This window comes from Streptomyces sp. NPDC006326 (assembly GCF_040612915.1).
Taxonomy (GTDB): Bacteria; Actinomycetota; Actinomycetes; order Streptomycetales; family Streptomycetaceae; genus Streptomyces.
Genome location: NZ_JBEXRC010000088.1, coordinates 1 through 12,923 on the forward strand (window position 1 = coordinate 1; position 12,923 = coordinate 12,923).

Sequence of the window (12,923 nt, forward strand, 5' to 3'; positions counted from 1 at the left end):
GGCAGTGCGATACCGCCGCCCAGCAGGGCCACGGAAGCTCCGGCCAGAACGATACGGCGGGTCGAGAAACGCTGGAACATGAGGTTCTCCATTCGAGGTAAAAGAGGGTTCTGAAGCCGTCCCGGAATGGGTCGGCGGCAATTCTTCGTCCTCGTTTCTCCGGTGTTCTGTACCGGTGAGGGCGTACTTCAAATAAGCCCTCTGCGAGGACGTGCGTCATGCCCCTCGAATGCGTGGCTTGACGCCCGGAACCCTTCTTGGTAAAAGGCCCCGGTTGTCAGGCGAAGGGGCCTTCGCTCGTGAAGCGGCGCAGGTGGCGGGCGAACGTCTCGGCTTCGCCCGGCGGCCAGGAGGACAGGCTCGCCATGATGTGGGCGGCGAGTCGGCTGCGCAGTTCGGTCACGGCGAGTTCGCCCTGTTCGGTCAGGACGAGCAGCTGGGCGCGTCGGTCACGGGGATCCGTTTCCCGGCGGACGAGGCCGGCGGCCTCCAGCCGAGAGGCCCGGCGGGTGACGCCGGAGCGGTCGACTCCGGCATCGGAGGCCAGGTCGGCGGCGCTGCGGGGTCCGCTCCGGGCGAGTGCGCTGAGTACCGGGTAGGTCAGCTCGTCCACCGCCTCCCCCATGCCCTTGGTGAGTTCCTGGTGCAGCTGTGCGCGCGTGGTGCGCCGCAGCAAGATGCCCAGCGCATCAGCGATCTGGTGTCCCACTTCGTTCTCCACAGCCGAAGAATAGCGTGCGCTGCGCACGCGTCTCTGTTACGGTTCAGGAAGCGTGCGCAGCGCACGCATCCTGCTCCGCAATCGAAGGGGAGTCCCATGACCCGCACCGGCATCGAAGCCGCGCTCACCGATCTGATCCTCAGCAGCGACCTCCCCGTCCAGGAGGCAGTCGACCGCCACTTCACCCCGGAGTACCGGCAGCGCACCGACGGGCGGTGGGACGACCGGGCGGGGTTCGTCGAGCACATCACCCATGTGCGCAGCGTCGTCTCGGGCGGCCGTGTGGAGGTGCACGACGAGCTGTACGACGGCGGCAAGTACGCGGACCGGCACACCGTGCACCTCACGAAGACGGACGGCTCGACCGTGAGCATGGAGGTGTACGTGTTCGCCGAGATCGGACCCGACGGCCGCTTCAGCCGCATCGAGGAGACCACCTTGCTGCTTCAGGGCTCCGACGCCGACCGCGGTATCGGCAGCGCCCGGTAGGTCGCTCGCGAAGCCGCACCGCGCGGGGCTTTCAGGCCGGGAACCGACCTGTATGCCGTCCGGCTTCGCCTCATGAGCGACAACGAAGCGGTCAAGGCCGTCCCGGACGGCTGCACCTCCGTCACGCCCTGGATCATCGGAAACGACACCGCAGGGCTCATCGACCACCTGGAGCGGGCCTTCGGCGCCGAGGACCTGGGCCGGTTCGTCATGGAGGACGGCGCCCGGCGGATGACCGACCCCGGCTTTACCCGTGCGATGACGTACGTGTCGGGATCGCTGTACGACCCGGAGCGGAGCGAGCCGAAAACCGCTCCGGGCTGAGGGGCCAACACCTCGGAAGAGACGCCGGCGCCGTCGATTCGGCACCGGCTCGGTCCGGTCGATGCCCTGAGAGGGGGCCGAAGCGGGCGGCGACGCGGGAGCGGGCGGTCGGCTACTCGGTCGTGTGCTTTCCGGTCAGGGCCTTGGTGACGGTCTGCGCGGTGAGCCTCGTGGCCCGGACCAACTCGTCGCGGTCGATGCCGCGACGGTGCGCTGCCCGCATTGCGGCGTTGCGCAGGGCCACGTCCGGGCGGAAGCGGTGCTGGGCGAACCTGCTCTGCACGGCGCCGGCGAACCAGACCAGGAACCGGCCCTGCCAGGCGGTGAACGGATTGCGGGAGGTGGGGGTGGGTGTTGCTGGTGCTGCCAACGGGCGTCCCTTCGGTCGACGTCTGCCCTTCGACGGTGACGGCAGGGGCGGCTCTCGGCCAGAGCGAGAACGAGCCGCCTGCGGTGGGGTGGCAGGCGGTCGTGGGGCAGGGATGCACCTCAAGGGGTGCCTGCCGCTGCCCTGTGCCCCACGCGCCGTGGCTCTACGTGCCTCTCTCTCGCTGGGCGGCGCCTCGCCGTGCGGGCCGGGGAGGCGCCCTGTGCCGCCGTGGTCATCCAGGCGGTGCGGCTCCGGCGGAGGGGGCGCGGTGGGCCGGGTGGTCGGGGGCGGTGAAGATCCGGTCCAGGTGGTGGTGCAGGACCTTGACGGCCGACTCCGGCTTCCGCTGTCCCACCAGGATGCTGGTCCCCAGGGTCGCCGTCATGGCGAGCAGGCTGATGGCTTCCGTGCGTGCATCGGCGTCGGGGTCGGCCGTGCCGGCTTCCTGGGCCTGCCGGAGCAATCCGGTCAGGGCGTCTTCGGCGGCCTCGGGGTTGTCGATGAACGGCTGCGCCGCGAGTGCCTCGTCGGTCACGGAGAGGATCGCGTACGAGCTGTAGAGCAGGTGGAAGGTGCGGCTTTCCTCGTCTGTCGGGAGGGAGGCGAGGAGGAGTGCCTCGACCGTCGCGCGCGGACCGGGCGCCTGCCCGGCGGCCCGGAGCCGTGCGCCGACGCGGGCGGTGAAGCGGTCGGTGAGGTGCTGGAGCCCGTAGAAGAGCAGCTTCTCCTTGGTCTGGAAGTAGTACTGCACGAGTCGGAGCGAGACGCCGGCCTCGGCTGCGACCTCGCGCATGCCGACCGCGTGCAGTCCGCGGCGTCCGGCGACCCGGATGAGGGCCTCGGCGATCTGGCTCCGCCGTTCCTCGTGGTCCACGCGCTTCGGCATCTGTGGTCTCTCCGCCCTGGGTGGTGGGTTCGCGTGCCCGGCTCCTCGGGCCGCCTTCATGGTACCGCCGTACCAAGAACATGGTACGGTCGTATCACGAAGAACGGATCTTCCCGGAGGTGCTCCGTGCCCGTGAACCCGACCCGAACCCGTGCCCGCCGCGACGTCGGCCGCTACGTGAACGACGCGCTGCGCGACCGGTACTTCGCCGCCTGCGACGCGCTCTACGCGATGGGCGCACCCGTCCGCCACGAGACCGACGTGGAGACGAGCTTCGGCACCACACACGTCTACCGGTACGGCCCCGCGGACCCCGCGGCCGAGTCCCGTACCCCGGTCGTCCTGATCCACGGCGCCGGCTACTGCTCCGCGATGTGGTACCCCAACACCCCCGCACTCAGCGCCGAACGCCCCGTCTACGCGCTCGACACCCCGGGCGACGCCGGCCGCAGCGTCCATCGCGAGCCGATGTGGCAGCCCGAGCGCGCCGCCCAGTGGCTCGACGAGGCCCTCGACGCCCTCGGCCTCGACCGGGTCCACCTCGTGGGCTCCTCCTATGGCGGCTGGCTGGCCCTCAACCAGGCTCACCGCCGGCCCGGGCGGCTCGCCTCCGTCACCCTCCTCGACCCGGGCGGCCTCGAAAAGGTGGGCCTGCGCTTCTTCACCTGGGTCTTCATCAGCCTCTTCGCCAGCTTCGCCCCCAAGGCGCTGCGCCCGCGGCTGGCCGCCTGGCTGGAGCAGCCGGTCCTCGTCGTCCCCGAGCTGCGGACGTGGGTCCAGGCAGGTGCGCGGGCCTTCCGGATACGCCGCCCGGCGCCGCTGCCACTGGCCGAGGAAGCGCTGCGCTCCATCCGTACGCCGCTCTACCTCATCCTGGGCAAGCGCAGCCTGCTCGTACACCCGCAGCGACAGCTGGAGCGGGTACCGCGCCTGATCCCCGGCGCCCGCGCCGAGATCATCGCCCAGACCGGCCACGGCCCCCAGATCGACCACCCCGAGCTGGTCAACGCCCGGATGCTGACCTTCATGGAGGACATCGACACCCTCGACCCGGCAACGGCCCGGGGAGCCAGCGGCTCGTAACACCCGGGGGCCGGGCGCGTGGGGGGAATCGGCGAATCCGGGGCGGTGCCGTGCCGTGATCGGCAGGATGGGGGCATGGACCGTCGGGATGTGGGGCCGGGCAGGGCGCGGCCGGTGGTGGTGCGGGTGCCGGTGGAGCCGGTGGAAGCCGCAGTCGAGGCCGACGCCGTCGACGCCGTATCGCGCGCGGGCGACGTGGTGGTGCGCGGCCCCCTGTTCGGGGTGGCGGCCCAGAGCGCCGGCGACGCGCCGAGATGGCGGGTGGTGGTCGCCGTTACGGCGGGCTGCCCCCAACAGGGCCGCGACGGGCTGAACTCGCTCCTGTGGTTCCGTGCGAAGGACGACGCACACGACCGGGCGGAGCGGCGCGCCCTGCTGGCGGCGGTCGCCCGGCTGGAGAGCGAACGGGTCGACGAACTCGCCGTGGCCGGGATCAGGTACCGGGTCGTACGCGCCGAGGAGTACGCGGGCGCCGGCGCGGGCGGCATGGAAGAGCCCCGACCGACCGATCCGGATCCCCCGGTCCCCGACTGGGACCGCGCCACGAAGGGACCGGACATCGACGACGGCCTGGTCCTGGACCCGGACGCGCCGGTCACCCCGACCCAGGCCCTTGAGCAGCTGGCGCTGCGCGGCCTGTGCTACACCGGCGCACGGTTCCCGGACGACGTGCGCGCCGACGCGCAGCGGGCACTGGACACCCACCCGGACGTCCTGCTCCTGCCACCGACGTTCACGGTCGTCGAGCAGGCCGCGAGCAGCTGGAAGCCGGTCAGCGGCCCGCACGTGACGGCGCACGCCGCCCGCATGTCGCTGGACTTCGCTCTGACCTGGATGTGGCCGCGCATGCGCGGCCACATCCCCGAGGGCACCGACCCCCACGCCGACGCCCGCACCCTGTCCGCGCGGTCCGCGCGCGGCGGGACGAGCGGGACGAGCGGCGGCGCGGCGGCCGATGCGCGGGCCGCCGAGCTGGCCGCGTACGCCGAAGCCGCCGACAGGCTCCGGGCCGGGCGGGTCAACCGGCTGGAATTCCAGGGCACCGTGTACCAGATCGCCCGCACCCGGCGCCTGCTGCGCTGGGGCCCCGACGGGCCCGAGGGCCCGCGCCCGTCCGACGTCAACAGCCAGGACCCCACACGGATCCACCTCCCGCTCGACGAGGACGGCCGCGTCCTCCCCGACCACTGACCGGAAACCGACCGGTGGACACTCTCGGAAGAGTTCACCGGTGAGGCGTCCCAGCCCCCGGCCGCCGGCACCAGGCCGTGATCAGCCCGGGTGACAGGTCTGCGCAGTCGGGGGAGTCGAGATACCGGATCGCCTCGTCGATGTCGGCGTCGTCCACCAGCCCGGTCGCGGTCATCGCCTCTCGCGCGCGCGTCCACGTCTCCGTCCAGAAACGGCTGATGGCGCTCCCCGGGAGGAGGGCGGGGACATGGATTTCGGCTGCCACGGAGACCAGGCCGAGCCCGCGCAGCATCTGCGGGTAGCGGGGCGTCCAGGAGACGTCGGTGCCGATGGTGTCGTGCAGGCCCTGCCACATGGCCTGCATGGCCCGGGTGTACGGGCTCGTGGGCGCCAGGTCGGTGGTCAGGTCGACCGCATCGCCGAGGACCAGGACCCCGCCGGGTACGAGCAGCTCGCCGAGGCGGGCCATCAGCTGCTGCCGGGTCGGCAGGTGCATCAGGGCGAAACGGGCGTGGACCAGGTGGAACCGCCCGGGGTCGAACCCGGGGGCGCTGATGTCCGCCTCCAGGACGTCGAGTCCGGGCTGCGGACGGCCGGAGAGGAAGCGGACGTCGCGGTCCACCGCCAGTACGCGCGTGACACCGAGTTCCCCGAGCAGCCGACGGGCGACGCTGCCGGTGCCCGCTCCCACGTCGAGGCAACTCCATCCGGGCCCGGCGCCCAGCTCCCGCAGCCGGGCGATCGTGAGCTCGTCGTAGGCGAGGGCGCCCAGGTCGATCCGCTCGTCCTCGCCGGCCCGGCCGGGCGGGAACACCGCCTCGCCGTACTGGCCGCCGGAGGCGGAGGCGTCCCCGGGCGCACCACCGGCGGGAACGGGTGGGTGCATCGCTGGCCACCGCCTCCGCTACGGGACCGGCACGCCGGTCTTGAGGAACCACAGACCGGCGATGCTTCCGTCCTTGTGGAAGCTCAGGCGGAACTCGCCGGCCCGGCGTTCCATCCGCAGCGGCACGTTGACCACGGTGGACCCGCCGCGTGCGACGTCCTCGGGATCCCCGTGTGACCGGTAGCTGCCGAACGTGGACTGGTACGACTCCCAGGCCGCCGCGAGGGCCTGCGGCGTCAGCAGCTTCCGCAGCGTCGGGTCGAAGTGGGCCGTGGCCGCGGTGAAGTCGCCGCGGGCGACGGCGTCGAGCGTCTGAACGGCGATCCGGTCGTACGGGGTCTGGGCCCGGGACGGCGATCCGGCCGGGACCGAGGCCGCCCCGGCCGCCGTCGGGGCGTGGGGCGGCACCGCGGCGGACGCGAAACCGTCGGCCGGCAGCAGTGCACAGGTGGCCAGCGCGACCGTGGCCACGGCCTGGACGAGTGTCCGCTTGCCGCTGGGCGTGGGGTCTGTGTCGGGCATCGGCACCACGAGTTCCTCCCGCTCGGAGGATCCGGACAGGTCCATCTTGCTCCGCTCGCCCCCCGCCCGCATGCCGGCGACAGCTCCTCCAGCCGCCCGCTGCGGACCGCGTTTTCACGCACGCGCGACCGCGTCGGCCGCCGGTCTACTGACATGGGACCCAAGTGCGGCGGACAATCGGGCCAGTTGACGACAGGGGGTCTGATGGGTCGGACAGTGCGGTGGGGGACGGCGGTACTTCTGGCAGGTCTGGCCGTCTGGTACGGCTCGTACTACACCACGATCGTGGTCTGGGAACTACGCAAGCTCTTCGCCTGGCTGGCCGCGCCGCTGCTGGCCGCCGGGTTCGTCGCGGCCCTGTGGACGGCACTGGTGCTGCTCCGCAGGAAGCGGCGCGGCGGCGCGGGCGGGGGTGGGGGCGGGGGCGGGGGTGGGGGCGGGGGCGGCGCGGCGGTGGCCCTCGGCTGGCTGGGCTGCGTCCTCGGGCTGGGTATCGCGGTCTGGTGGCTGGTGTACGGCGCGTACCTCCAGGACCGGGAGTACATGCAGGACGTGCAGATCGTCTCCGAGCCGGTCCCCGAACTGGTGCCGCGCGCGCCGTACCTGGTGGGCAAGGCGCAGGCCGCCCCGCACCTGGGCGATGTGACCGGCGAGATCGCCGACGTCACGTACCTGCCGGACGCGGACCGGTTCGCGACGATGGTCGAGCGGCGCGGCTGGCTGTCCGGATACGAAGTCGGCCTCGTGCAGGAGATCCCGCTCGGCGGCAACAGCCGCAACCAGGAGCGGTGCGCTTTCGACGTGGAGCGGGCCGACGCGCGGATCGGCGGCTGGTTCACCCACAACCTCGGCCGGAAGATCTCGGACCGAAAGCGCTGGGTGCGCTTCGAGGCGTCGGACGCATACGTGACCTGTTCGGGCGACACCCCGATCGTGGTCGTCCCGCTCAAACGCCAGACCGGCTTCCTGGTCGTCACCGAGCGCCCGGCCGGGGTCGCGCTCTACGACGGCCGGACCGGACGGCTGACGGTCACCACCGATACGGCAGCGGTGCCGGGCCCCTCCTATCCGATGAGCCTCGCGTCCCGGCAGCGGGAGGGAACCGCCGCGGTCGGCAGTTTCACCGACTGGTGGTTCGAACGCAGCGGCTGGGACGCGTCCGAGGACGGCGCCAACGAGGGCAACGAATCGGAGTTCACCCTGCGGCACCGCAACGCGACGCAGGGCAGCGCGTACGTCACGCCCCTCACACCGCAGGGGGAGGCCAGTTCCGTCGTGGCCGTATCGACCGTGCCGACCCGCCATCGGGGCGGCGGGCTCGCCCCGATGACCGTCCACCGGCTCAGTCCGACCTGGTCGTCACCGAAGGCGCTGGTCGAGCTGGTCAAGGCGGAGTACCGGGACGTCTGCTGCTACAACGAGGACAGGGTGTTCGAGGTCGTCCCCACCGGCGGCAGTACGTGGACCGCCACCCTCGGCAGCGAGCAGAACATCCGCTACCGGGTGGAGGGCCGGGGCCAGGTGGGCGGCCGCGAGGCGACCTGCCTCAAGACCGCTGACGGGGCCCTCGTCAGGTGTGCGTTCGCGGCCCCGGGATCGCCGGAGGAAGAGGAGCTCAAACGCCGGGAGCAGGAGAAACAGAAAGCGAAGGACGAGGGCGCCGCACCCCCCGGGGACGTCGACCTCCGCGCGTACACCCCGGAGCAACTCGCCGAACTGCAACGGCGTCTGAGCGAGGAGGTCGTTCGCCGGCTGAAGAACGACGGGGGCTGACGCCCCGGCGGTCCGGGCCGGCCGGTCGGAGGCCGGCCCGGACGACGGGCTCAGACCAGGTCGAACCGGTCGAGGTTCATCACCTTGTCCCACGCCGCCACGAAGTCACGCACGAACTTCTCGTCCGCATCCTGGCAGGCGTACACCTCCGACACGGCCCGGAGCTGGGAGTGCGAACCGAAGACGAGGTCGACGGCAGTGGCGGTCCACTTGACCTCGCTCCCGTCGGCGCGGTCCCGGCCCTCGAACACGCCCTCGGCCGACTCGGACGCCTTCCACTCCGTGTTCGAGTCGAGGAGATGGACGAAGAAGTCGTTGGTCAAGGTCTCGGGCCGGTCGGTGAAGACGCCGTGTGCGGATCGCCCGAAGTTCGTGTTCAGGGCCCGCATACCGCCGATCAGCACCGTCATCTCGGGCGCCGTCAGGTTCAACAGGTTGGCCCGGTCCAGCAGGAGGGTCTCCGCGGCCAGCTTCTCCCCGGCCCGGAGGTAGTTGCGGAAACCGTCGGCGGCCGGTTCGAGCACCGCGAACGACTCCACGTCCGTCTGCTCCTGCGAGGCGTCCGTGCGTCCCGGCGCGAAGGGGACCGTGATGTCGTGGCCGGCGTTCTTCGCCGCTTGCTCGACGGCCGCGCACCCGCCCAGGACGATCAGGTCGGCGAGCGAAACCCGCTTCCCGTCGGACTGCGAGCGGTTGAACTCCTGCTGGATCCGCTCAAGGCCCTGCACCACCTCGGTCACTTCGGGCCGGGCGTTCACTTCCCAGTCCTTTTGCGGCGCGAGCCGGATCCGCGCCCCGTTGGCGCCGCCGCGCTTGTCGGTGCCGCGGAAGCTGGCCGCCGCGGCCCACGCCGTGGCGACCAGCTGGGAGACGGAGAGTCCCGATGCGAGGATCTCGCGCTTGAGGGCGGTGACGTCCTCGTCCGTGACCAGTTCGTGGTCCACCTTGGGGACGGGGTCCTGCCACAGCTGCGGCTCGGGGATCCAGGGGCCGAGGTAGCGCGAGACGGGACCCATGTCACGGTGCAGCAGCTTGTACCACGCCTTGGCGAACATGTCCGCGAGCTCGGCCGGATTCTCGTGGAAGCGCTTCGAGATCGGCCCGTAGACGGGGTCCACCTTCAGCGCGAGGTCCGTCGTCAGCATCATGGGGGCGTGCCGCTTCGAGGGATCGTGAGCGTCGGGCACGGTGCCCTGGGCCGAAGGGTCCTTGGGCGTCCACTGCTTCGCACCGGCGGGGCTCGTCGTCAGCTCCCAGTCGTACCCGAACAGGTTGTCCAGGTAGCCGTTGTCCCACGTCGTCGGCGCGGTGGTCCATGCGCCCTCCAGCCCGCTGGTGAGCGTGTGGGGGCCCTTGCCGGTGCCGTAGGTGTTCCGCCAGCCGAGGCCCTGCTGCTCCAGGGGAGCGGCCTCGGGTTCCGGACCGATGTAGTCGGCCTCGACCGCGCCGTGGCACTTGCCGAACGTGTGGCCGCCGACGATGAGCGCCACCGTCTCCTCGTCGTTCATCGCCATGCGCCCGAACGTCTCGCGGATGTCCCTGGCGGCGGCCATGGGATCCGGGTTGCCGTTGGGGCCCTCCGGGTTCACGTAGATCAGGCCCATCTGCACGGCGCCGAACGGACCGGTGAGTTCCCTGTCACCGCTGTAGCGCTCGTCCCCGAGCCACGTGTCCTCGGGCCCCCAGAAGATCTCCTCCGGCTCCCAGATGTCCTCCCGGCCGAAGCCGAACCCGAACGTCTTGAAACCCATGGACTCCATGGCGCAATTGCCGGCGAAGACCAGCAGGTCGGCCCAGGAGATCTTCCGGCCGTACTTCTGCTTGACCGGCCAGAGCAACCGGCGCGCCTTGTCGAGGCTCGCGTTGTCCGGCCAGCTGTTGAGGGGCGCAAAACGCTGGGCACCGGAGCCGCCTCCACCCCGGCCGTCGGCAATGCGGTAGGTGCCCGCGGCATGCCAGCTCATCCGGATGAACAGTGGACCGTAGTGGCCGTAGTCGGCGGGCCACCAGTCCTGCGAGGTCGTCATCACCTCGAAGACGTCCTGTTTCAGCGCATCGACGTCGAGGGTCCTGAACTCGTCCGCATAGGTGAAGTCCTCGCCCATCGGATTGGACCGGGGAGAGTGCTGGTGGAGAACCTGAAGGTCCAGCTGGTTCGGCCACCAGTCCCGATTCGTCCTCGGCCGGGTCGGCGTGGGGGTCGGGGAGGGGATTACCGGGTTCTCGCTCTCGCTGCCAGACACGTCGGTCCTTCTTCCTGTCTCACTGATTCCTTTGCCGGCCTGCTTGGCTTTCTCACCATGGTCGCGCACCACGGTCTCCCCGCTGAGAGAACACGCAGGGCGGATCGCGCAACGGCGCTCGAAGTTATGGCCTTGAGCAAGAGCTCGTAACACCATCACATTGTTGGCAAGGACTGGGCGCCGCCCGAATACCAGCTCCAGCTGTAAGAATCGGCTTACATCGGGATACACCTTGACACTGATACAGGACGGAGCACGCAGGAGGTGCTGCGCGCGATGGGGGCGGAACCGTGCGGCACTGCGGAGGGAACGGCCGGGCTGATCGAGGCGGACGAGGCTCACCGTGCCGAAGTGGGTTACGACTACTGGGACGAGTCCTACGTCGCGGGTGCCTTCAAGGCTCCAGGCGAGAACGGTGACTGGACAGTTGTCCTCGGCTTCGACTGTGGCCTTGGGGTGCCGTGCGTGGAGACGCTGTCGCAGGGCGGCCGGGTCGTGGCGCACTCAAGCAATGGCGGCAAGCCCATCGACCTTTTCCACTGGTTCGAGGACGGTGAGCTCCGTACGACGTTCGAGAGTCCCTCGGCGCGCGACGGCAACAGCCCCGATGAACTGGTTCCCCTGTTGCGGGAAGCCGGCTTCCCTCTGACTCCCGGGGGAGAGCAGGACGAGAGCGCCCCGTCACCGAATCGCTCCTCCAGGACGCCACGTATGACCTGGGACTTGTCCTCGAAGAGCTTGCCGAGGAGTGGACCGGCCTGGTCATCGACATCACTGATGCCCACGGAGAGCGTCTGTCCAAGGAATGGACCTGCGCGGAGATCGCGGCGGCTTCCGACCGCGCACGGGCGGGGGCGAACGCGCCGATCGTGATCACTAGCGGCTCGGTCAGTGTTACGGGCTCCAAAGGAGATCCGGCGACAGGATTCGGCGCCGGACATGCGAACGCCGGAGAGGCGGTGGGCCTCTCCGGCGTCTGCCGTGGGGGTGGTCTAGGGGGATGACTCCTTGGGGTCGGAGGGTCCGGGCTGTCGGCCGTCACTTGCCGAGCTGGGCCTTCAGCTGCTCCTTGAGCTGCTTCTTGACGAGCTGCTTGTTGGTCTTGTCCACGATGCCGCCGTTGCCCTTGCCGTCGCCGCCCACGGAGGTGGCGTCGCCCTGGTTGATGGCGTCGGCGCTGGCGTTGCCGCCGGTGGCGGCACCGGTGGTGATGGTGCACTTGCCCTTGCAGATGCCGACGCCGGAGTTGGCGTTTCCGCCGGTGGCGTTGCCGCCGACCGTGGTGTTCTCGGCGTTGGAGCCGCCGCCCGTGCCGATGCCGTCGGCGCTGTCGTCCTGGACCAGGGCGACGGCGTGCTGCGGGGCGGTGACCGGGGCGGCCATGGCGGTCGCGGGGAGGGCGATGCCGCCGCCCAGCAGGGCCACGGAAGCTCCGGCCAGCACGATACGACGGGTCGAGAAACGCTGGAACATGGGAATTCTCCATTCGGTGTAAAAAGAGGTATGGATACCGTCCCGGGAACGGGTCGGCGGCAATTTTCCGTCCTCGTTTTCTCCGGTGGTCTGTCCCGGTGAGGGCGTACTTCAAATAAACCCTGTCGGGGGACGTGCGTCATGCCCCTCGAATACGTGGCTTGACGCCGAGATTCGATCTTGGTAAAAGCTGCACCCCCGCGGCGTCAGGGCCTCAGGGGCGGTCTCGCGGCCCCTCGGGGCCGGGGCGCGGAAGGGGCCGGAGGCGCCGGCTCGGCGGCCGCGGCGCAGCGGTGACCGGAGCCGTCCCCTCCAGGACCACGGCGGCCGGGGCCGGGCCGTACCGCATGCCGAGCCGTAAGGCCCACCGCGCGGCGGCCGGCAGCGGCACCGGCGCAAGGGCGAACAACGCGGTAGCGCTCTCGCGTGACCCCAGGAGACCGCCGGCGGCACCCACACGGCCGCAGGGCGGATCGAAGGCGGGCTCGACGTGCCGGTGTCCCCCGGCTACGACGAGGCCCACCGGGAGGGCCCCGCGGTGATCGCGGGTGGAACGCGGCTCCCGGCAGGTCAGGGACATGACAATTCGGGCAGGCGTCGGGGCGTGCGGACGCCGGAGAGGCCGTGGGCCTCTCCGGGGTCGCTGTGCGGGGGCGGTTCGCCCGTCACTTGCCGAGCTTGGCCTTCAGGTTCTCCTTGACCTGGTCCTTGATGACCTGGGCCTCGGTCTTGCTCACGATGCCGCCGTTGCCCGTTCCGTCGCCGCCCACGGAGGTGGCGTCGCCCTGGTTGATGGCGTCGGCGCTGGCGTTGCCGCCGGTGGCGGGACCGGTCTTGATGTCGCAGCCGCCCTCACAGTTGTTGACGCCGGAGTTGGCGTTGCCGCCGGTGGCGTTGCCGCCGACCGTGGTGTTCTCGGCGTTGGAGTCGCCGCCGGTGCCGATGCCGTCGGCGCTGTCCGC

General features: G+C 70.9%; 13 protein-coding genes and 1 pseudogene. 6 read left to right on the forward strand and 8 right to left on the reverse strand.

Features of this window, described 5'->3' with window-relative positions; all coding sequences use genetic code 11:
• Window positions 1–277: 277 nt before the first annotated feature.
• The gene (locus ABZ128_RS34700; RefSeq protein WP_356853787.1) at window positions 278–721 is read right to left on the reverse strand and encodes a MarR family transcriptional regulator; all 444 of its coding nucleotides are present in this window, start codon (window positions 719–721) and stop codon (window positions 278–280) included.
• Window positions 722–817: 96 nt separating this feature from the next.
• Between ABZ128_RS34700 and ABZ128_RS34705 the strand changes: the two genes are divergently transcribed.
• The gene (locus tag ABZ128_RS34705; RefSeq protein WP_356853789.1) at window positions 818–1,210 is read left to right on the forward strand and encodes a nuclear transport factor 2 family protein; all 393 of its coding nucleotides are present in this window, start codon (window positions 818–820) and stop codon (window positions 1,208–1,210) included.
• 72 nt (window positions 1,211–1,282) lie between these two features.
• Window positions 1,283–1,534: a hypothetical protein gene (locus ABZ128_RS34710; RefSeq protein ID WP_356853790.1), complete on the forward strand. Its 252-nt coding sequence runs from the start codon at window positions 1,283–1,285 to the stop codon at window positions 1,532–1,534.
• A gap of 112 nt (window positions 1,535–1,646) precedes the next feature.
• Here the strand turns inward: ABZ128_RS34710 and ABZ128_RS34715 are convergent, their stop codons facing one another.
• Both ABZ128_RS34715 and ABZ128_RS34720 read right to left on the reverse strand, forming a co-directional pair.
• Entirely contained in the window at window positions 1,647–1,904 is a 258-nt protein-coding gene (locus ABZ128_RS34715; protein WP_356853791.1) for a hypothetical protein, read from the reverse strand.
• Window positions 1,905–2,136: 232 nt separating this feature from the next.
• Window positions 2,137–2,790, reverse strand: coding sequence for a TetR/AcrR family transcriptional regulator (locus tag ABZ128_RS34720; protein WP_356853793.1), 654 nt, complete (start codon window positions 2,788–2,790; stop codon window positions 2,137–2,139).
• A gap of 126 nt (window positions 2,791–2,916) precedes the next feature.
• On the opposite strand from ABZ128_RS34720, the gene ABZ128_RS34725 reads away from it, so the two are divergent.
• Entirely contained in the window at window positions 2,917–3,873 is a 957-nt protein-coding gene (locus ABZ128_RS34725) for an alpha/beta fold hydrolase (protein ID WP_356853795.1), read from the forward strand.
• A gap of 75 nt (window positions 3,874–3,948) precedes the next feature.
• Entirely contained in the window at window positions 3,949–5,064 is a 1,116-nt protein-coding gene (locus ABZ128_RS34730) for a DUF5954 family protein (RefSeq protein WP_356853797.1), read from the forward strand.
• A gap of 34 nt (window positions 5,065–5,098) precedes the next feature.
• On the opposite strand, the gene ABZ128_RS34735 is transcribed toward ABZ128_RS34730, so the two are convergent.
• A complete protein-coding gene (locus ABZ128_RS34735; protein ID WP_356853798.1) occupies window positions 5,099–5,950 on the reverse strand; it encodes a methyltransferase domain-containing protein in 852 nt (283 codons plus the stop codon).
• 18 nt (window positions 5,951–5,968) lie between these two features.
• Window positions 5,969–6,544: a DUF3887 domain-containing protein gene (locus tag ABZ128_RS34740; RefSeq protein WP_356853800.1), complete on the reverse strand. Its 576-nt coding sequence runs from the start codon at window positions 6,542–6,544 to the stop codon at window positions 5,969–5,971.
• A gap of 132 nt (window positions 6,545–6,676) precedes the next feature.
• Between ABZ128_RS34740 and ABZ128_RS34745 the strand changes: the two genes are divergently transcribed.
• A complete protein-coding gene (locus ABZ128_RS34745) occupies window positions 6,677–8,245 on the forward strand; it encodes a hypothetical protein (protein WP_356853801.1) in 1,569 nt (522 codons plus the stop codon).
• Window positions 8,246–8,295: 50 nt separating this feature from the next.
• On the opposite strand, the gene katG is transcribed toward ABZ128_RS34745, so the two are convergent.
• A complete protein-coding gene (katG, locus tag ABZ128_RS34750) occupies window positions 8,296–10,488 on the reverse strand; it encodes a catalase/peroxidase HPI (RefSeq protein ID WP_356853803.1) in 2,193 nt (730 codons plus the stop codon).
• A gap of 276 nt (window positions 10,489–10,764) precedes the next feature.
• On the opposite strand from katG, the gene ABZ128_RS34755 reads away from it, so the two are divergent.
• Window positions 10,765–11,361, forward strand: a complete 597-nt coding sequence (locus ABZ128_RS34755; RefSeq protein ID WP_356853806.1) for a DUF6461 domain-containing protein — start codon at window positions 10,765–10,767, stop codon at window positions 11,359–11,361.
• 165 nt (window positions 11,362–11,526) lie between these two features.
• Here ABZ128_RS34755 and ABZ128_RS34760 read toward each other — a convergent pair whose 3' ends face one another.
• Together ABZ128_RS34760 and ABZ128_RS34765 are read right to left on the reverse strand one after the other, a co-directional pair.
• Entirely contained in the window at window positions 11,527–11,961 is a 435-nt protein-coding gene (locus tag ABZ128_RS34760) for a hypothetical protein (RefSeq protein ID WP_356853805.1), read from the reverse strand.
• Between the two features lie 665 nt (window positions 11,962–12,626).
• Window positions 12,627–12,923: pseudogene (locus ABZ128_RS34765) on the reverse strand (hypothetical protein); the annotation flags it as partial.